The organism is Chthonomonas sp. (assembly GCA_016788115.1).
Lineage (GTDB): Bacteria > Armatimonadota > Fimbriimonadia > Fimbriimonadales > Fimbriimonadaceae > UBA2391.
In genome coordinates, this window is the sequence record JAEURR010000007.1 from 1 (window position 1) to 19,696 (window position 19,696).

The window sequence follows — 19,696 nt, forward strand, 5'->3', positions numbered from 1 at the left end:
TGGATAGGGACCGAACTGGCTCACGCCGTTCTGAACCCAGCTCGCGTGCCGCTTTAATCCGTGAACTCCGGAACCCTTGGGACCTTGTACAGCCCCAGGATGCGACGAGCCGACATCGAGGTGCCAAACCATGCCGTCGCTGTGAGCGCTCGGGCAAGATCAGCCTGTTATCCCCGGGGTAGCTTTTATCCGTTGAACCCTGGCGTGCCCACGCACAACCAGAGGGTCACTTAGACCTGCTTTCGCACCTGCTCGACTTGTCAGTCTCACAGTCAACCACACTCTATACCTATATGCTCAACGCCTGATTTCCGACCAGGCTGAGTGTAGCTTTGTACGCCTCCGTTACTTTTTGGGAGGCGACCGCCCCAGTCAAACTACCCGCCACAGACTGTCTCCACACCGGATAACGGTGCAGGTTAGTTAACCAGATGTAGAAGGGTGGTGTTCCATTGATGCTTACGCTCCCACCTACGCTCTACATCTACATCCAATCAACAATCTGAAGGTGTAGTAAAGCTCCACGGGGTCTTTCCGTCCTACTGCGCGGAACCCGCATCTTCACGGGTACTACAGTTTCACCGGATTTCTCGTTGAGACAGTGCCGAAGTCGTTACGCCTTTCATGCGGGTCGGTATTTAGCCGACAAGGAATTTCGCTCACTATCTTACTCAGCAGTTGCCCGCTGAGCGGATCGTCCTATTCCGGGGACGATCCCTACATGTCGCCATGCAGATGGGACCATATCTTCACCCACTTGGGGTGTCTGGCGTGTGGTCTCTGAGGATTCCGTCGATTGCTCGACGGCCTTTCCTGCTGATTGTCCGCACCGGACACATTGTCACTCATTGCTGAGTAGTGCCGGATACACCGGATATTCCAGCATATAGCCAGATACTTTTGTCTAGATTACGCTAGACACGGGCAGTTTACATTCCACCTTAGGACCGTTAGAGTTACGGCCGCCATTCACTAGGACTTCGATTCAATGCTTCGGGTTGCCCCTGACATCTCCTGTTAATCTACTAGCATTGGGCAGGCGTCAGCCCCTATACTTCGGTTTTCACCTTAGCAGAGACCTGTGTTTTTGGTAAACAGTCGCCCCGGCTGCTTTGCTGCGGCCCCTTGCGGGGCACCCCTTCTTCCTAAGTTACGGGGTCAATTTGCCTAGTTCCTTAACGAGAGTTCTTCCGAACGCCTTAGTCTCCTCGACTCACCTACCTGTGTCGGTTTACAGTACGGTCAGCCATAGCTGAAGCTTAGGAGTTTTTCTCGGCCCCTACTCACCTACACCTCATCGTCCGAAGACTCCGAGCAGAACAACCAACGGTCTGTCGTAAGCTTGTAGAAGCGTCATCCATCGCACTATGACTGGGGCAGGAATATCTACCTGCTGTCCATCGGCTACGCCTTCTGGCCTCGCCTTAGGTCCGCCTAACTTCCGTCTGACGAACATAGCCGGAAAAACCTTAGGTTTTCGGCGCTGAGGATTCTCACCTCAGTGATCGCTACTCATTCCTGCATTCTCACTCGACAGCGCTCCACCTGTGCTTACGCTCAAGCTTCACTGCACTGACGACGCTCTCCTACCGATCACCGCTCATGCGGGATCCCGTAGCTTCGGGACCAGGCTTTAGCCCCCTTACATTTTCCGCGCAAGATCACATTCGGCCAGTAAGCTATTACGCACTTTTTAAAGGATGGCTGCTTCCAAGCCAACCTCCTGGCTGTTTACGCGATCTCACATCGTTTCACACTTAGCCTGGGTTTAGGGCCCTTAGCTGACGATCTGGGTTGTTTCCCTTTTGACCACGGGGCTTATCCCTCGCAGTCTCACTGCTACGCTTCACGTTCTGGTATTCGGAGTTTGATTGGGTTCAGTAAGCTGGTAGGCCCCCTAGCCCATTCAGTGCTCTACCCCCAGAACGAAACACGTAACGCTGTACCTCAATACATTTCGGAGAGAACCAGCTATCTCTGCGTTCGATTGGCATTTCACCGGACTAACCACAGTTCATCCCGAGACTTTTCAACGTCAATGAGTTCGGTCCTCCATGTTGTGTTACCAACACTTCAACCTGACCATGGCTAGATCACGCAGTTTCGGGTCTACTAGTAATGACTTGACGCCCTATTCGGACTCGGTTTCCCTCCGGCTCCGTGTCTGAGACACTTAACCTTGCCACTACTAAGTAACTCGCAGGATCATTCTGCAAAAGGTACGCCATAACACTTGAACGGATTGCTCCGCCCATGGTGCTCTGACTGTTTGCGAGTGTTGCGATTTCAGGTTCTATTTCACTCCCCTCCCGGGGTTCTTTTCACCTTTCCCTCACGGTACTGGATGCACTATCGGTGACGAATCGTATTTAGGCTTATCCGGTGGTCCGGACAGATTCACGCGGGGTTCCTCGTGCTCCGCGCTACTCGGGTACATCCTGAATTTGGTTGGTCTTTATAATACGGGGCTGTCACCCTCTATGGCCACGCTTTCCAACGCTGTTCTTCTAAACCAAGTTCAATCTTCTTTTCCAAATTCCTCAAACAAAAGGTCCTTTCCGATCTCTCGGTCCGTCCCTTCGTTTGGGGAACTTGGTGGATGCCCCACTACCCCAGCCGGTAAACCGACTGGTTTGGCCTCTTCCGCTTTCGCTCGCCGCTACTTACGGAATCTCTTCGAGTTCTTTTCCTCTGGTTACTTAGATGTTTCAGTTCACCAGGTTCCCTCCTCGCACCCTATGTATTCAGGTACGGGTAACTAGGCATGACCCTAGCTGGGTTTCCCCATTCGGACATCTGCGGATCTTCGCTCTTGTGCAGCTCCCCGCAGCTTTTCGCAGCTTACGCGTCCTTCTTCGGCAATTCGTCCCTAGGCATTCGTCGCACACTCTTAGTAGCTTAACACTGTGTGTTCATGCTTGCTTAAACTGATGCGCGTTCCTACAGTTCTATATTCAACTATCAAGGTGCTTTCGCGTCGTCGCTTTTCGGTTTCTCCGTCCAGCGGCAAAGAGAAACTATACCAGAGGGCTCTCCGGGTGTCAAGGGGGATAGGGGGATTTTCTCGAAAATCGTCGCCCTCCCCCGAGCGCCCCCGCAACCCCGCTAGTCTTCCTGCGCGAGGGGTGCAGAAACGTCCGGATCGACCGATAGTACGAATTGGAATGAACCGAAGTCGGCCCCGCTTTAGCTCAGTGATTGTCGTTGGTGCAGCCTTGCTCTGCATCGCGGGCTTTGACTGTAACGACACGGGTTCCAGGACCAAGGGCAGCGCCGCCCCCGTTTCGGCTGGCCCCCCGGTCACCGTCAAGATCATCCGAGTCCCCAAAGGCCCGATCATCAAGGGGCTCATCCACCCGAGTAAGCTCTCCCGTGCCGCGCTCAGCATTCGAAACAACACCACGCAGACGATCGCGGTCCCTGTGGATCAAGTCCATGGGCGACTGCTGCTCTACGAGGGCGGTGGTGACAGCCTCATCACCGACACGCTGAACTACGGTTCCGAGCATCAGGGTCCCGTTACTGTCGAGGACCTGGTTTTCATCCCACCCAAGAAATCCACCATCGTGACCGTTCCGCTCATCAACGTGGGCTCGGTCCTTGAGCCCGGTACCTACAGCCTCAAGGCGCAGATTCTGGGCATCGATGAGGACCAAGTTGGGGCGGAGCAATGGCGGGCGATCAAGAAGGTACTCAGGGCGCGAAACGCCCAAATCTTCCGCCGACCCCGAACCGAGTCCGCCGCAGTCAAGTGGAGCATCGTTCCCGAACGGGCCGCGGTTCGCAAGCAGTAACGCCCTAGGCGCGCGCCGGTTCAAAAATCGACAGCCCGGCCTTCTGCCAGTCGGCCAAGAACCGCTCCAAGCCCGAATCCGTTAGCGGGTGCTTGAACATCATCTCAAGGATCTTGAGCGGCAGCGTTGCGACATGAGCGCCCGCCTGTACCGCCTGGACCATGTGTAGCGGATGGCGAATGCTCGCCGCAAGGACCTGACTCTCAAACCCAAATCGCTCGACCATCTCGACGGTATCCGCGACTGCGCGCATGCCCTCATCGCTGATGTCGTCCACGCGTCCGACGAAATTGCTGATGTACGTTGCCCCGGCCTTTGCCGCAAGCAGCGCCTGACTCACCGTGAAAACCAGCGTGACGTTCGTGCGGATGTCCCGGTCCGCGAGCGTCTTGACCAACCGAACGCCGGGCTCAATGAGCGGCACCTTGACGACAATGTTCGGGTGCCAGCTCGCGATTTCAAGCGCTTCCTTGAGCATCGTTTCGTAATCGGTCGCCACGACTTCGGCGCTGATGTCACCCTCTGGAAGGAGCTCGCACATGGCGAGGACGGTCTCTCGGAACCGCTTGCCCGACTTTGCGATGAGTGTTGGATTAGTCGTGACTCCGTCTAGCACCCCCCATTCCGCTGCGCGCTTCACTTCATCCAGTTCGCCGGTATCTACAAAGAGTTTCATCGCCCATGATTGTATCCTCTCTCGCCGGGTAAACCTCTCGACGATGCTCGGCGACCCTTCTCACCATATCAGTCCCGTCTGGGGTTGCCGTTGACAGTTGACTTGGGGACGATCGCAGCGTGTATCACCGGCGCACAGCGCGCGGCGGTCGCGATTGTCCGCGTGTCGGGGCCACAGGCGTTCTCAGTGGCTCGGCAAGTGTTCCAGCCGCTCGCAGATCCCATCGTCCCTCGACACGCTTACTATGGGCGCTTTTCGCACGGGGACGATGGGCTGCTTATCGCCTTTGAACCCGGGCACAGTTACACCGGCGAAGCCACCATCGAGTGCAACATCCACGGCTCACCTGCGAGCGTGCGCGCTCTGCTAGCGGCGTGTTTTCGCGCTGGTTGCCGGCCCGCAGAGCCCGGAGAATTCACCCGGCGAGCTTTCATGAACGGCCGCATCGATCTTACGCAAGCCGAGTCTGTGCGCGACACGATCGAGGCGCTCACCGAAACGCAACTTCGAGCTGCCCAAAGGACTCGCGACGGGCATCTGCACAAGCAACTTCGGCACATCGTGGATCGACTCTACGGGGTGCTCGCCGCCGTCGAGGCCACGACCGACTTCGCCGAAGAGATTGGCGATCTGGATACAGACGCTTCCCTCGCCGTGCTCACCGAGACGCTGCAAGCGCTCGCCGCCCTGGAGGCAACCGCCGACCGCGGACGCGTGCTTCGCGACGGATTCCGGGTCGTGATTCTAGGCAAGCCCAATGCTGGCAAGTCTTCGCTCCTGAACGCCCTGCTTGGCATTGACCGTGCAATCGTGACCCCGACGGCTGGGACCACCCGCGACACCGTAGAGGAGTTGGTCGAGCTTGGATCGGTTCCCGTCAGACTTGTGGACACCGCAGGGCTCCGAGATTCCGACGACGAGGTCGAGCGCCTCGGCGTTGAGCGCTCCCGCCGGGAGGCGGAAGCCGCCGACCTGGTCATCGACCTCAAAGCAGCGGATGACCGTGGCGAATGGATGCATGGAGCCAAAGACGCCCGGGTGTTGCGCGTCATCTCCAAGGCCGACTTGCTCAAGCATCCGGCCGTCGAGCTCGCAACGAGCGCGGTCACCGGAACAGGAATCGCCGAACTCACCGAGGAGATCGTCCGACGAGCAAATCTCCAAGAAGTCGAGGCAGAGATTTTCATCCAAGCCCGGCACGTTCCCTACCTAACCCAAGCGATGGCTTCGACCCACACGGCGATCGAAACCTTGGAACGCGACCTGCCAACCGACCTAGTGTCCACCTGCTTGCGCGATGCCATTCACCAGATCGGGATAGTGACCGGCGAGACCTCGACGGTGGATATGGTGGACCGTATCTTCGCCGACTTCTGCATCGGCAAGTGACCTACGCGCCGATGAGCGCGTCCAGTTCTGCGTCCGACATTCTGCTCAAGTCTTGCTTGATCTCCTCAAACTCGGCTCGATGCCGTACGCGACGATCCCTCCGCATCTTTCCTTCCAAGAATCGCAGCTTCTCTTCGCGGTTCTCGCAGACGAGGCGAGGGACCTCCGCAGGTTTGCCGTCCTTCAGGTAGACCATCGTCACCCGAGCGGTGTTGGTATGCCTGCGGGTGCCTTCCATCAGGTTGGTTGCGTAGATTTCGATCGTGACTTCCATCGAAGTTCGGCCCACGTAGGTGATGAGCCCTTCCATTTCAACAAGTTCACCCACTTCGATCGGCTCGTGGAAATCGACCCGGTCAAAGCTCGCGGTGACCGCGATGCCGCCCGCGTACTTGCTTGCCGTCGCATAGGCGCAAATGTCGATCTTAGCAAGGATTGCTGCGCCAAACGCCTTACCCAAGAAGTTGGCATCGGTGGGTTCAATGACGACCGCAATTCTGACACGCGATTCCGAAACCGTCTTGGTCCGAACGCTCAACCGTTTGCTCCACCGCTCAACACTTCAGCACGGCTGGCCTCGACGTAGGGCGGCGTTTCGGTCAGGTACAGCGACGCTTCCCCGACGTCATCGATCTTGATCTGAAACTCAAACGAAGTCGTGGGCGACTTCCACGTGAGGGTGTACGTCCCGGGGGTGACTTTGCGGGTGATCACGACGTCGAACGCCGCCGGACTGTACTTCCACTCAGTGTTCTCACCCTTCAGGACCAGGTCTTTGATGTCGCGAGGGTTCTCGAACTTTAGGGTCAACGCAACCATGTCCGACTTTGGGGTGCACCCCGCGATGCCCCCGACGAAACACAGTGCAACTGTCATCAGGCTCAAAGTTCGTTTCATCTTGCCAAGTCCCTAGCCTGACAAATGTACCTTAGGAGTCGGCTCGTTCATACTAGGGCATGGCTCGCATCCGACCTGCTCTTTGGCTTGCGCTTGTTTCCGTCCTCGCAGGAGGGTGCTCGAATACCAAGTCGGCACCGATGCCAGCGGCGAAAGGCACGGAAGCAGGCGGCGCGACCACCGGCGCTGACCCCGCACAACCTGGCGCGGGTGCCCAGTCTTCGGGCGCTCCTGGCCAAACGCCCGTCGCATCCAACAACCAGCCCACCTTGCCCGATGGAACAAAAATCCCCCCCATCCCTGGCCGTGGGCCCGGGACCCCAGGCGCGACTACAAAGCGTAACACTTCCGACGCCAAGCCATTCAGGACGCTGACAGTTCGGGGCGTGTGCGATCTATCGGGCCCGGACGCAAAGTGCTGGGACTACACGGGCGCACTCTCGATCGACCTCACTCAGGCGGTGAACGCGGCCATGGCCAAGTCACGATCCGTCAGCCCAAGCATCACTGAGGAAATGCCCAAGGAGTTCAAAAAGCGCTTCATCGTGACCATGATCAAGGGCCGAGGCGCAGGGCGGTTCGTGAACATGATTCAGGCGGGTACCTCACTCGACCGTCGCCCTACGTTCCGAATGGACTCTGAACAGCCCTACGACCGCCAGAACCCCGATAAGCTCTTCACCCTCTACGAGGTGCTCGGAGTCGTCGCCGGACGGTCTCAACGATCAACGTCCCTCTTCGCGTTGGATGTCGAGTTCCTTGAGGGAGTGGCTGAGATACCCGCCACCGCCGGCTCAACTGCAAAGCTCGGTGGCGCAACCGTGACTCTCTCGAGCGTAGAATCGGCCGCGAAAAGTGCACCCACGACGAGCAATGTCAGTAGCGCTTGGAAGCTTGGTTTCAGTCTGTCCGGAGAGGGCGCAAGCGAGACCGGGTTTGACTTGGAGTTGCTCGATGCATCGGGCAACGAGATCCGGTTTGCAGGGGCGAACGGAGCGATTGGAGACACGACTCCCCCCAATCCGGACCAGCTTCGCGAGAATCCGAAATTGCGCGAAAAGGGCATGTTCAACCGGCCCGCAATCCCCGGCTACCAAGACCGACAATTGGGCGATCGCACCGTGTTCATCACCGTGGATCCGAAGAACATCGCCAAACTCCGGCTGAAGCCGTACGTCGGCAAGCGCATCGAAGTGAAGAACATTCCGCTCGACCCGCGCGGCTAGAGCGGCTTGATCATCACCCAGCTCAGATAGTTCGTGACTGGTTGCCAGTCGACTTCTGCGACGATGGTAAATCCCTCGCGCTCGTAAAAGGCGATGAGCCCCGTCGCAGGTTGGGCGGTGTCCAGAGCGAGGTATTGAGCTCCCTGAGCTCTAGCCTCCTCCTCCACGACCCTAAGCATCCTGCTCCCCAAACCCAATCGCTGGTACTCGGGGTCGATGGCAAACTGGCCGAACCAACACGTTGGGGCGGGCGGCTTATACCCGTCGGTCGAATAAGTTCTGCACGGATGCAACGTCACCGTTCCGATGAGACTTCCGTGGCACTCGGCAACCCATGTGGCAACCCCACCTTCAATTCGCTCGCGAGTCACCTCGGACGTCTGGTGCGAAGCCAAGAATCGCAAACCTTCGCGCTCGGCGACCTGCCCGTAGGCGGCATGCAGCACCTCGGTGATCCGCTCCAAATCGTCTGTAGCGGATAGCCCTCGAATAGACACGGGAGCGAGCCGATGGTGCAAAGCGCTGAGATCGTCGAACACAAATCGCTGATCGGGATAGGGGACGCCATCCACCGTGAAAACCCCTTCTCCATAGTCCTGCCCGCCCCAGCCAGAATAGATTGTTCGCGCGCGCGAATTGGCCGAAAACGAGCAGATGACGCAGCCGCGCTCGCCGTCCCGCAGCAGATCCCGCACGAACGCCGCGGTCAGCTGAGCCCCGATTTTTCTCCCTTGCACATCGGGATGCACGTACAGCGCGCCGAGTTCTTGCTGATGCGGCATTTCCGGATAGCCAGTTCGCTTGCGGATCGCGTAACCGACCACCGTTCCCTCCAGCACCGCCACCCATGTTGGGAGCTTGGCGACAGTCGATTCCCAGAGCTGGACCGCACCTGCGGTGGTCATGGCAGAAAGGTATTCGGCGGGCAAAATGTCTGCGTACTGCTGACGCCAAGCGGCCAACTTGACGCGCGCGACGCCCGGTCCGTCACTTGCCTGCCCCCTTCGAATCTCCACGCCCTCACGCATCTCGCAAGTATACGGACTCAGGTAAAAACCCGGGATGCTTGTACCGGCGCTTGCACTCCTGACCGCGGCCCAGCCGCTGACGATCCAACAAGAGATCACGACGCTGCTTGCCGATCCAGCGCTCAAGGGTGCATCCATCTCCGCGCTCGCGGTCGATTCGACGGGTCGCGTGATCTTCGATCGTGACTCGGAACGACGGATGGTCCCGGCCAGTAATCAGAAACTCATTTCATCCCTCTTCGCTCTCAACAAACTTGGGTTTAGCTACACGCCGATGACCCTGTTCTGGCGCGAGGGGGACACGATAATCATCAATGCGCCTGGCGATCCAACCCTGAAGTGGTCTCAACTGCAAGAGGTCGCGACCAAGCTGGGACGGGCCAAATACGTGTATGTCCAGCAGGCGTACAACCCGGGTATTCACGGCGAATGGGAAGTCGGAGATCTGCCAAACCGATACGCCGCTCCTGTGAGCGCATTCACGTTTGACCGCGGGAGCTTCGAGGTTTGGGCCGAGAACGGCAAAATCCGCCCGATGCCCAAGGAGTACGGGCTGAGCATTGGCTACGGCAGCCCAAAAGGTGCGGCCAAAGCGAGCTACAACTACTGGACCGGGAAGCTAACGCTCTCTGGAAAACTCCCCACGGTCCCCACGATGATCGAGGCGTTTGCACTGCGCGATCCCTCCGCCGTGGCATCAAAGCTCTTTGGCGACATTGCGATCGGCTACGCCGTGATCCCCAAACGAAACCCGGACGCCGCCATCATTGGACCCCGGCTGATTGAGACCGTCGAGGACTGTCTCGTCCGGAGCGACAACCTCTATGCGGAAAGTCTGCTGCTCATGGGTGCGGCACCGAACCGGAACAAACAGGTCGAGAACATCTATTCCGATGCAACTCAGCAGGCCGAGCGGTTCCTTTTCGATACGGTCGGTTGGAAAGAACCGCTAGCGAACGTCGTCGATGGCAGCGGACTGGCTCGGCAAAACTTGGTCACGGCGCGGGGGCTGACGAGTCTGCTTCAATGGAGCAAGACACAGCCGTGGTGGATGATGTACAGCGATGCGCTTGCCTCCCCGGGTCGCGGCACCCTTGAGGGCCGCCTCGCGGGATCAAGCTTCCGGGGCAAGACGGGAACCCTCACCGGAGTAGTCTCGCTCTCCGGATTCATCAAGAACGTGTCTGGCGAAGAGATCATCGTCAGCATGATCGTGAACAACGCGCCCGCAAACTCGCAAAAAGTCCGTTCTATTCTGGACTCCGTGGTTGTAAAGTTGGAGCAAGGTTCTCTCTATGGCACGGCTTTTGACGTTGGCACGCAACATGGCGCAATCAGTGCACGCAACATTCCCAACGCGAGCGTTGTATCTCCTGCTCGGAATTGGGTTCGTTGACCTCGTCGCAACCGCGGTTCTTCACCAGCAGGGCCAGATCGTCGAACTGAATCCGATCATGCGGCCGGTCATTGAAACTAGCGAGTGGCTCTTTGCTTTCGTCAAGGGCGCAACGCTCGTCATCGCTTGGCTTTTCCTCGCCAAATACGGACACGCGCACAAGGAGTTCTGCCGCCGAGCCTGCCTCATCGGCAGTGCTGCCTACATTCTCATTTGGTGCTCTTGGTTCTTCGCGGCTGCCTAATTCGGTACCCGAATCCATCCAAAATACAGGCATCGGAACTCGTTCCGATGCCTGTATTATTTCGAGCCCGGTTGGAACGGATTTCGATCATAAGTCGTTTTTTGTAATGTCACTTGATAGTGAGACACTAAAGCCATGAGATTTGACAAACTGACTCTGAAGGCACAAGACGCCCTAAAAGCGGCTCAATCGATTGCGGAGCTCAAGCAGCACGCAACGATTGACGTGGAGCATATGCTCTTTGGCCTTCTGGAACTTGATGGTGGGATTGCGAAATCGCTCTTTGACAAGGTCGGTGCCAATTCTGCAACCGCGCTGCACGAGTTGTTTGCTGAGCTGGACCGCCAACCAAAGGTCCAAGGCGGCGCGTCCGGCTTTGGCGGCAACATGTCCGGTCGGCTTCAAACGGTTTTCAACGACGCGTTTCGAATCGCCGACACCATGGACGACGACTTCGTCTCGTCGGAGCACGTCCTGCTCGCAATCTCTGAGGAGAAGGGCCGTGCGGGGACGATCATGCGCAGTTTGAGCGCGACGCGCGAAGCACTAGCAGCCGCGATGGAGCAAATCCGGGGGGGCAAGAAAGTCACCGACGCCAGCGCCGAGGACCGCTACCAGGCGCTCGAGAAGTACGGGATCGACCTCACCGCCCGAGCACGTGCAGGCAAACTGGACCCCGTGATCGGCCGGGACGATGAGATCCGCCGCGTGATTCAGGTCCTCAGCCGCCGCACGAAGAACAATCCGGTGCTCATCGGCGAGCCGGGAGTCGGCAAAACCGCCATCGTCGAAGGTCTCGCGCAACGTATCGTGAACGGTGACGTCCCTGAGAGTCTTCGCGAAAAGAGCGTGATCGCCCTCGACCTCGGGGCAATGGTCGCTGGAGCAAAGTACCGCGGCGAGTTCGAGGATCGCCTGAAGTCGGTGCTTGACGAGATCAAGCAGTCCGACGGTCGAATCATCCTCTTCATCGATGAGCTTCACACGCTCGTCGGCGCGGGCAAGGCAGAAGGCTCGCTGGACGCGGCGAACATGCTCAAGCCGATGCTGGCACGGGGCGAACTCCGTTGCGTGGGCGCGACGACCCTGAACGAATACCGACTCCATGTGGAGAAGGACGCTGCCCTGGAGCGCCGATTCCAAACCGTCCTCGCCGATGAGCCTACGGTCGAAGAGACGATTTCGATCTTACGCGGGCTGAAGGGCCGCTACGAGATCCACCACGGCGTGCGGATTACCGACTCGGCGCTCGTCGCCGCGGCGACGTTGAGCCACCGTTACATCTCGGACCGGTTCTTGCCCGACAAGGCGATCGACCTCATCGACGAATCGGCGAGCAAGCTGAAGATGGAGATCGACAGCGTTCCCGGCGAGATCGACGTCGTCCGGCGCCAGATCATGCAGCTCAAAATCGACGAGGCGAGCTTGGTGAAGGAGCCCGATAAGGCCAGCCAGGAGCGCCTTGATGTGACGCGCCGCAAAATTTCCGAGTTAACCGATCAAGAAAACGAACTCAGCGGACGGTGGCAAGTCGAGAAAAGCAAGATTGAATCGCTCCGGACGCTCAAGCAGCAATTGGACGAACTGACGGTTCAGCTTGAAGCTGCCAACCGCGATTACGACTATGCGCGTGCGGCAGAGATCAAGAATGGCCGTCTGCCCGAGATTCAAGCGAAGCTTGATGAAGAGACTCGGACGTTGGAGGCGCTCCAATCCGAAGACAAGATGCTGAAGGAAGAGGTCGACAGCGAGGACGTCGCCGAGATCGTCAGCAAGTGGACCGGCATCCCCGTGAGCAAGCTCCTGCAAGGCGAGATGGCCAAGCTGCTGACGCTGGAATCGCACCTCGAAAAACGCGTTGTCGGCCAAGGCACTGCGCTCCGAGTCATCAGCGACGCGATTCGTCGCTCCCGGGCGGGTATTGCCGACCCAAACCGGCCGATCGGTTCGTTCCTGTTCCTTGGACCCACGGGCGTCGGCAAGACCGAAACCGCACGCGCCCTCGCTGAGTTCATGTTCGACGATGAGCGCGCCTTGGTGCGCATCGACATGAGCGAGTACTCGGAGAGGCATACGGTGGCGCGATTGCTCGGTGCACCTCCAGGGTACGTAGGGTACGACGAGGGCGGACAGCTGACCGAGGCGGTCCGGCGTCGACCTTACAGCGTCATCCTCCTCGATGAAGTCGAGAAGGCGCACCCAGAGGTCTTCAACGTCCTCCTGCAGCTCTTGGACGATGGACGGCTGACCGACGGTCAGGGGCGCACGGTCGATTTCCGCAACACGGTAATCATCATGACGAGCAATCTAGGGAGTCACCACTATGGCGACCCGATGACGAATCCTGATAGCTTCGAAGAGATTGCAGAGCGGGTGATCGCCGAAGCAAGGACGTTCTTCCGGCCAGAGTTCGTGAACCGGCTTGACGACATGATCGTTTTCCGACCGCTGGGGATGGGCGAGATTCGACGCATCGTCGAGATTCAGCTAGCCCTGCTTTCGGACAGGCTCGCGGAGCGCAAGATCACTCTGACGCTCACCGATGCGGCAGCACTTCACTTGGCAAGCAGCGGGTTTGACCCGGTGTACGGCGCGCGCCCGCTCAAGCGGCAGATTCAGCAGTCGATCCTGAATCCGCTTGCAACCAAGTTGCTCGCGGGCGAGATCACGGACGGCGCGAGCATTGCGGTGGACTGGGCCCAGGGGCAGTTCCAATTCACCGCGGTGCCCGACACCGAGGTCAGCCTTTCGTAAAGGTGTTGACGACCTTGCCCGCTTTGTCTAGTTCAACCCACTCGGTCATCCGGGTCGCGTTGAACGGACTTCGCACGCCATTGATCTCGTAAGTCACGTCGATCTTCTCGAGGTCACCGGCGGCTATGTCTCCTGGGATGGCGGCTTCGGGGGTGTAAATCAGCTTGAACTTGCCCGTCTTCGACATCTTGATGTCGATCCCACCATCGTTTCCGGAACCGCCGGAAACGAGCAGCCCACTGATCTGCTTGGAGTCCGCGTCGATGTCGATCCCACCGCGCATCGCATAGATCAACCCTGAAGTCGTAGTCGCGCCGCTTTGGATCCTCACCGCATCCTTCCCTTCGCCAAGGACGAGGAGACCACTGTTCTGGAGAACACGGGTCTGGTTTGAGAAAATGCTGCCCGCAGTGGCCACTCCGTACGAGCCGCTCGCCGACTCGGAGTACTTGTCCACGACGACAATCTTCACCCCGAGATTCTGAAGCGCCCCTGCATTGGTGACCTTGCCGTTCACATAGATGATGTTTCTTGAAGGGTTGGTACTCGTGGGCTTCAGTTTCAGGATGTCCCCGGAATTGATCGTGAGGTCGCCTTCGATGTAAGACGGTGCCTCAATCACCTTGTTGCCACTCGCATCCGGCGTCATCGAGGAGGTGCTCACGCTGGTTGGGGTGACCTTCACGGAAGCGGTGGTTCTCCACCGGGTCTGCCAAGTGGACACGACTCCGGAGTCCGCGAACGCGATGCGCGAACCCGAATAGAGGATGGTGTTGTCGGGCATCGACGCCGCCGCTGAATCGGTCGTGTAGTTCTTCTCTCCGTTGCCATTGCCGAGGCCGTTCGAGCTGACAGTGAAATCGTACGCATCTCTGGCGACTGCGATTTGTCCCTGCACTTTCAGGACGGCCGCAGATCCAAACGTCTCCTTGGCCGAGCCGTGCGGATCCCATTTCATTCCATCGTTCGCCAAAAGGTGGGCCTGACCACCGGGGGCACCGACTTCCATTCCCGCCGAATTCTGTATATTGAGCTGTCCATTCGTGGACATGGCCGCCTTCGGATAGTAGATTTGAGCTGGCGCATCGCCAATTTTTGTAGTGGTCGTGATCTTCTTCAGATTGAAGTCAACTTGCCCCGTAAACTTCGTGCGAACCTTGCTTGCGATTCCGGTTACCGACGTACCCAAACCTTCTATCTCAAACTTGTAGGTGACGCGACGGACGCGGCCGTCGTAGTTCACGTCCTCGGTACTGTTGCTCCAGTTCACGACGCGCGCCGAGTACGTGCCTGCGCTGTGCCCCGCCACTTGGTTGTGGTCGAGCTCAACTGAGTCCAGCGTGAACGGAAAGTCGCCGGAGGTCTGCATTTGTCGCCGAATTCGGTTGTACAGGTCCTGAACTCCTGCTTCGGCTAGTGCAGTCGCCTGGTACTTTTCCGCAGAGCGGTTGGAATTCTGGTACGCCGACATCGTGAGCGTCATTGCTCCCACGCCGACGGCTAAGACCCCAAGCACGACCACGACGAGGACGGTGCTACCGAACCCTCGCTGACGTCGACTTCTAGTTACGTACTGTTTCATCGGTTCTTCAACTCCGCGCTCATCTGCAATTTCACTGAATGGCTTCTGTCTTTGTAGCTGGTGGTCCTGTGCACGGCCTTGGTTCCGATCTCTAGCCGGACCATGGTTGCCGCCGAGGCACCGTTCGGGAGGGTGCTCGTGCCGGGATCGACGTCGTAGACCACATCAATCGGAATTCCCCAACGCGGCGGTCTTTCGAACTCCACCGAGCTATCGGCAAACCTCGCCATCGCCGTGCCATTCCAGTCCTTGGAACCCATATAGATCTTCTGGTTCGTCGTACCAACCGGACGGCCGCTTAGACCCCACGAGGTCTGCGAGTCGTTGCCCATGAAACTTTCTGTCGCTTGGTAGGCGATCTGGAAGTCTGAGATCGAGCGCAAAACTGTCCGGTCGGTCACCATGTCACCTTCGGCGCCATTGCGAACGCGCGCAGTCGACCTGACCACCGGCCCCGAGCCATCGTCCGACGGAGTCCATACGTACGCCACCACGTCGTAGTCGGTGAGCGACATGGTTCCGTCGGTTTCGAACCGGGGGACCTGCACGACAATGGAGCGATTGGTGTTGCTCGTCGCAACCGGATCGCCCGTCGCCGGGTAACGGCTCAGGATCCGCGACCCAATCCTAATGTCCGAAATCAGTGCCGCCATGCCGGTTCGCACCTGAATGGCGGACTGCGCTTCGTTCTCCACTTTGACCGCCATTCGCGACGTCTGTAGCGTCGCCGCGAACAGTGTGCCGAGGAGCAAGACCATGATCATCATCGCCACCAGGATCTCAATCAGCGTGAATGCTCGTTGTTTGCTACGCACTAGCCCCACATTCCTCCATAGTCAATCGGAAGCTCCAAGCTCGGGCCGCCTCCGGTGGATCCGCCGGAATCGCCTCCAGAATTGCCCCCCGAGTCGCCTCCGCCCGAATCGCCTCCGCCCGTGTTGCCGCCCGAACTATCGTCGTCGTCGGTGGGGGGAGGAGGAGGAGGTTCGACCCATCCTGTGCTGCCGCCAGAACTACTGCCGCCGGAACTACCCGGGTCAGAAACGATAATGGGCGGAAGTGGGTCAGGCGGGGGCGGTGGCGGGACAAAGACATCGTTCTCGGTATCGCCGATGGATGCGCCGTTCAGCTCGTATCGATCGGCCACCATGCTGGAGATCTCAACGGCCAACGGCTTCGACGTCGACGCGCTCGCACTGCGCCACTGAACTCGGACGGTCAGCTGCTGGAGTCCAGGTTGTCCGGCGACCTCTTTGATGCTATAGGAGCCCGCCAACCGCAGATTGTTCAGTTCGGGAAACTGCTCGGCTATGCGCGCATCGATTGCGAAAGACTGGTCGTTGATGAGCTCGCGCGCCCCGTTGGTGGTCGAGCAGAGCTCTTCCATCTTCTGGTTGGCAATCCACATCGCGGCGGTGCGGGCATCGGTACGGCTGTTGATTTTCATCGACGCACCCATGATCCCAAACATTGCGCCGCACAGAATCACCACGCAGAACATCCCGATCATCACTTCGATGAGCGTCATTCCGCGGAGCAGTTTGCACCGTTGACTCAGATACCGCTTCGAGTTCATTTCCCCTCCATTTCTAGCCCTGGACGCACGCTGCGCCGGCTGCTGTCGATCGTCATCGAGAACATCTAAGAATCTCATTCCACAGTTCGCCCCCGAAATTTGGCCCAGATTTGCACTTAAGGGAATCTTGCGGGGGTGTGCCCACGTTCTTATGGCATCGCGATGTCTCGTGCGGATCGCTTGTGTCCAAGGCCTGCGAACTGGCTAAACTGGAACATTCCCAAACGGGCCATTAATCGAGGAGATCTGTTCCATTGAAAAGCCGACTCTCATTGCTTGCCTTAGTCGCTGCCTTGACCATCGCGGTCGAGCCGGCATTCGCCCAGACCGCGCCCGCTGCTGGCGCAAAGCCACCCGCCGATGCGAAGGCTCCCGAGGCCAAGAAGCCTGAGGAGAAAAAGCCCGACGAGAAGAAGAAGGACCCGAAGACCGCCGAGTACGAGAAGGCGATCAAGGATTTGCCGAAGTACGACGGTGCGTTCGCCCTCTACGTCAAAAAGAAGGACATCCTTCTGGAGATCCCCGAATCGGCGCTGAACAAAAACATCTACTTCCAGGCTTCGTTCAACACGGGCGGAAGCACGGCGGCGCAGTTCGGTCTGCCCATCAACGACATTGATGTCTTCCAGTTTCGAAAGTTTGGCGACGACCGAATTCACTTGGTCCGCCCGAACACCAAGTTCCGGTGGTCCGACTCCTCGCCCTGGGCGAACGCGAGCAAGAACGCATTTCCCGAGGCCATCGTAGCCGAGCTGCGCATCGAGCAGACGGACCCCGAAGCCAAGCGCATGCTGGTGAACGCGTCCTCGCTATTCACTGGGGACCTGGTGCGATTGGGTGAGATGATGCAGATGGCGCTCGGGTCGCCGTTCGCGCTCGACCGTGAGAAGACCGGCATCGATAAGATCGTGGCCGACAAGGATGCGACTAGCGTCCGAATGGCCCAGCACTACATCGGTGCACGAGGCGGCGGAGGAGGAGGCATCTTCGAGCTGCTCGCGATGCTCGGTATGGGGGGCAATAACCTTGAGGAGAGCCGAAGCGCACCCATCAAGGTGACCTTCACGATGTACTGGCCTAAAGACACCGGTTACCAGCCGCGCATCTCGGATCCGCGCATCGGTTACTTCACCACGAACTTCCGAGACCTTGATCGCAAGTACGTATCCGACGACCAGGATACGCGATACATCACGCGATGGAACTTTGGCGGAAAGAAGAACCCTTCGGAGAAGCTCAGCGAGCCCAATCGCCCGATGGTCTGGGTCATCGACAGCACCGTCCCCGCGGAGTATCGCGACGCCGCCAAGCAGGGCATCCTCTCTTGGAACGGGCCGCTGGAAAAGCTCGGTTACAAGAATGCGATTCAGGTCATCGACGCTCCGGCAGACGAGAACTACGACCACGCAGACGGCCGATTCAACGTCTACCGCTGGACGATCACCAACGGATTCGATGGCGCGATCGCGCTCTTCCGCTCCGACCCATTCACGAGCGAGATTCGCAACGCGTCCATCAACTTCGACGCATCGTTCGTCATCTTCGGCACTAACGAGTACGACCGGGACTTCATTCCCGCGGGTCGCGCACGCCAGTTGGCTCGGTACATGGTCAACGACTGCGGCACTGCCGCCCACGATCACGCTCCGATCTCGGGTACCGATGCCTTCAACTACATGTTCAAGCTGAAGAACCCAGCTGAGGATCTCTTCCGCAAAGCTGCCGCCAAGTTCGGTTGGGATCAATTCGGTTGCAACTACGGTTCAGAAGCGGGCAGGCGGGTCAGCTACGACCTCGCCGCGCTGGATGCCTCGGCTGGCGGCAAGATCGCCAAGGACGAGTACATCAAGCAGTTCGTCACCAACGTAACCGCCCATGAGATGGGCCACTGTTTGGGTCTTCGACACAACTTCGTGGCCTCGACCAATCTCGCCGCCGCAGACCTGACCGATGATCAGCTGGTGCGCTCACAAGGCGTAGCCGCGTCGCTCATGGACTACACACCGGTGAACAACCAGGCGCTGCTCCGTGGTTCCGGCATCTTCTACGACGAAGGGCCTGGCATCTACGACTACCTAGCCATCGAGTATGGTTACCGCGACATCATGGCCAGTTCGCCTGAGTCGGAATTGCCCCAGTTGAAGCGACTGGCGAGCAACGCCGCCAAGCGCGGCCTTGAGTTCATGTCCGATGAAGACGCGGACGGTCCAGACCCGTTCGTTCGACGTTGGGACCTTGGTCGAGACCCGGTGGCCTATTCCGCATCCGAGTTCCAAATCGCCAAGAACCTCCGACGCTACGCCCTCACCAAACTGCCCAAGCCAGGTGAGAGTCTCGATCTTCGCAACCGGCTCTTGATCAGTTCGGTCACCCGGACGTTCCGCTCGGCGGCCGCATTGACCCCGTTCATCGGAGGTGTTCAGGCGAGTCGCGCGTTCTCCACGGACCCCATCGGTCGCAACACCTTGCGTCCCGTGGACGCAAATCTGCAGCGCTCCGCGATGCAAACGATCCTGCGCGAGGCGCTCTCTATGAAGTCGATTGACGTACCTGAAGCGGTTCTACAATCGATGAATCTGAGCTACGAGACGGGAGCGGGTCACTCGAATACAATGCCGCTTCGAAGCATGATCTCAGGTCAGCTCATCGGTCTCGCCGGCGGACTAATGTCCAACGGCACCGCCGAGATGATCTTGGAGAATGAGTTCAAAACGCGATCGACCGCCCCATACACGCTGCAAGAGCACTACGGCCAGATCTTGGCCAAGGTGTTTGAGGAAGTGGGCACCAACGTTGAGATTCAGCCGGTGCGACGCGACTTACAAGAGTTCGTCGTCCAGGCCCTGCTCGACCAGGCAGTCAACGATAATCTGTCGTCCGATCTGCGCAACATCGCTGCGACTTCGGTCACGCGACTGCGCGATCGATTCAATGCCGCGGCGACCGCTCGCAAGCAAGACGATGCGACACGAACGCATCTCCGCGCTCTGGCCGATCTAATCGTTCGGTACCAGAACCGCGTCCGCGTCGAGGGTAACTTCGGCGCCGGTGGTGGCGGCGGTTTCGACCTGAACTCGCTGTTCGGTCGCCCGTAAGGACGTCTCGCTCAATCAACGCGGGGAGCTTGCCATCGG

14 protein-coding genes and 1 rRNA gene are annotated in these 19,696 nt (G+C 58.7%); 7 read left to right on the plus strand and 8 right to left on the minus strand.

The window, feature by feature from the left end; translation table 11 throughout:
- Nucleotides 1-2,904 (minus strand): 23S ribosomal RNA (locus JNM85_07520); the annotation flags it as partial.
- 290 nt (nucleotides 2,905-3,194) lie between these two features.
- Between JNM85_07520 and JNM85_07525 the strand changes: the two genes are divergently transcribed.
- Nucleotides 3,195-3,794 carry a hypothetical protein gene (locus tag JNM85_07525; GenBank protein MBL8087902.1) on the plus strand — a complete coding sequence of 200 codons (600 nt, stop codon included), beginning with the start codon at nucleotides 3,195-3,197 and terminating at the stop codon, nucleotides 3,792-3,794.
- Between the two features lie 4 nt (nucleotides 3,795-3,798).
- On the opposite strand, the gene fsa is transcribed toward JNM85_07525, so the two are convergent.
- Nucleotides 3,799-4,470 (minus strand): fructose-6-phosphate aldolase, encoded by a 672-nt coding sequence (fsa, locus tag JNM85_07530; GenBank protein MBL8087903.1) that lies wholly within the window; start codon nucleotides 4,468-4,470, stop codon nucleotides 3,799-3,801.
- Between the two features lie 90 nt (nucleotides 4,471-4,560).
- Between fsa and mnmE the strand changes: the two genes are divergently transcribed.
- The gene (gene mnmE / locus JNM85_07535) at nucleotides 4,561-5,859 is read left to right on the plus strand and encodes a tRNA uridine-5-carboxymethylaminomethyl(34) synthesis GTPase MnmE (GenBank protein ID MBL8087904.1); all 1,299 of its coding nucleotides are present in this window, start codon (nucleotides 4,561-4,563) and stop codon (nucleotides 5,857-5,859) included.
- Between the two features lies 1 nt (nucleotide 5,860).
- On the opposite strand, the gene JNM85_07540 is transcribed toward mnmE, so the two are convergent.
- Complete coding sequence (locus JNM85_07540; GenBank protein ID MBL8087905.1) at nucleotides 5,861-6,397, minus strand: acyl-CoA thioesterase; 537 nt, start codon at nucleotides 6,395-6,397, stop codon at nucleotides 5,861-5,863.
- Nucleotides 6,394-6,756, minus strand: coding sequence for a hypothetical protein (locus JNM85_07545; protein ID MBL8087906.1), 363 nt, complete (start codon nucleotides 6,754-6,756; stop codon nucleotides 6,394-6,396). Before JNM85_07545 ends, JNM85_07540 begins: the two co-directional genes overlap by 4 nt.
- 59 nt (nucleotides 6,757-6,815) lie before the next feature.
- Here JNM85_07545 and JNM85_07550 point away from each other — a divergent pair, with 59 nt between their 5' ends.
- Nucleotides 6,816-7,982: a hypothetical protein gene (locus JNM85_07550; GenBank protein ID MBL8087907.1), complete on the plus strand. Its 1,167-nt coding sequence runs from the start codon at nucleotides 6,816-6,818 to the stop codon at nucleotides 7,980-7,982.
- On the opposite strand, the gene JNM85_07555 is transcribed toward JNM85_07550, so the two are convergent.
- On the minus strand, nucleotides 7,979-8,998 hold the full coding sequence (locus tag JNM85_07555; protein MBL8087908.1) for a GNAT family N-acetyltransferase: 1,020 nt from the start codon (nucleotides 8,996-8,998) through the stop codon (nucleotides 7,979-7,981). The two genes, JNM85_07550 and JNM85_07555, sit on opposite strands and share 4 nt — an antisense overlap.
- Before the next feature lie 46 nt (nucleotides 8,999-9,044).
- Here JNM85_07555 and JNM85_07560 point away from each other — a divergent pair, with 46 nt between their 5' ends.
- The 3 genes from JNM85_07560 to clpB all read left to right on the plus strand — a co-directional run bounded on the left by JNM85_07560 (nucleotide 9,045) and on the right by clpB (nucleotide 13,404).
- A complete protein-coding gene (locus tag JNM85_07560; GenBank protein MBL8087909.1) occupies nucleotides 9,045-10,406 on the plus strand; it encodes a D-alanyl-D-alanine carboxypeptidase in 1,362 nt (453 codons plus the stop codon).
- The gene (locus JNM85_07565; GenBank protein ID MBL8087910.1) at nucleotides 10,375-10,650 is read left to right on the plus strand and encodes a hypothetical protein; all 276 of its coding nucleotides are present in this window, start codon (nucleotides 10,375-10,377) and stop codon (nucleotides 10,648-10,650) included. Before JNM85_07560 ends, JNM85_07565 begins: the two co-directional genes overlap by 32 nt.
- A gap of 135 nt (nucleotides 10,651-10,785) precedes the next feature.
- Nucleotides 10,786-13,404 carry an ATP-dependent chaperone ClpB gene (gene clpB, locus JNM85_07570; GenBank protein ID MBL8087911.1) on the plus strand — a complete coding sequence of 873 codons (2,619 nt, stop codon included), beginning with the start codon at nucleotides 10,786-10,788 and terminating at the stop codon, nucleotides 13,402-13,404.
- Here the strand turns inward: clpB and JNM85_07575 are convergent.
- The 3 genes from JNM85_07575 to JNM85_07585 are packed head-to-tail and all read right to left on the minus strand — an operon-like array spanning nucleotide 13,391 to nucleotide 16,562.
- Nucleotides 13,391-14,986, minus strand: coding sequence for a hypothetical protein (locus JNM85_07575; protein ID MBL8087912.1), 1,596 nt, complete (start codon nucleotides 14,984-14,986; stop codon nucleotides 13,391-13,393). The genes clpB and JNM85_07575 overlap by 14 nt on opposite strands.
- The gene (locus tag JNM85_07580; GenBank protein MBL8087913.1) at nucleotides 14,983-15,801 is read right to left on the minus strand and encodes a type II secretion system protein; all 819 of its coding nucleotides are present in this window, start codon (nucleotides 15,799-15,801) and stop codon (nucleotides 14,983-14,985) included. The genes JNM85_07575 and JNM85_07580 overlap by 4 nt, the downstream gene beginning before the upstream one ends.
- A complete protein-coding gene (locus JNM85_07585) occupies nucleotides 15,801-16,562 on the minus strand; it encodes a type II secretion system protein (protein ID MBL8087914.1) in 762 nt (253 codons plus the stop codon). The genes JNM85_07580 and JNM85_07585 overlap by 1 nt, the downstream gene beginning before the upstream one ends.
- Before the next feature lie 254 nt (nucleotides 16,563-16,816).
- Between JNM85_07585 and JNM85_07590 the strand changes: the two genes are divergently transcribed.
- Nucleotides 16,817-19,657, plus strand: coding sequence for a zinc-dependent metalloprotease (locus tag JNM85_07590; protein MBL8087915.1), 2,841 nt, complete (start codon nucleotides 16,817-16,819; stop codon nucleotides 19,655-19,657).
- Nucleotides 19,658-19,696 lie beyond the last annotated feature (39 nt).

Bases quoted from the DNA above. Each gene is read 5' to 3' on its own strand.
- fsa (MBL8087903.1), bottom strand. From the start codon at position 4,470: ATGAAACTCTTTGTAGATACCGGCGAACTGGATGAAGTGAAGCGCGCA.
- JNM85_07545 (MBL8087906.1), bottom strand. From the start codon at position 6,756: ATGAAACGAACTTTGAGCCTGATGACAGTTGCACTGTGTTTCGTCGGG.
- JNM85_07550 (MBL8087907.1), top strand. From the start codon at position 6,816: ATGGCTCGCATCCGACCTGCTCTTTGGCTTGCGCTTGTTTCCGTCCTC.
- JNM85_07560 (MBL8087909.1), top strand. From the start codon at position 9,045: ATGCTTGTACCGGCGCTTGCACTCCTGACCGCGGCCCAGCCGCTGACG.
- clpB (MBL8087911.1), top strand. From the start codon at position 10,786: ATGAGATTTGACAAACTGACTCTGAAGGCACAAGACGCCCTAAAAGCG.
- JNM85_07575 (MBL8087912.1), bottom strand. From the start codon at position 14,986: ATGAAACAGTACGTAACTAGAAGTCGACGTCAGCGAGGGTTCGGTAGC.
- JNM85_07585 (MBL8087914.1), bottom strand. From the start codon at position 16,562: ATGAACTCGAAGCGGTATCTGAGTCAACGGTGCAAACTGCTCCGCGGA.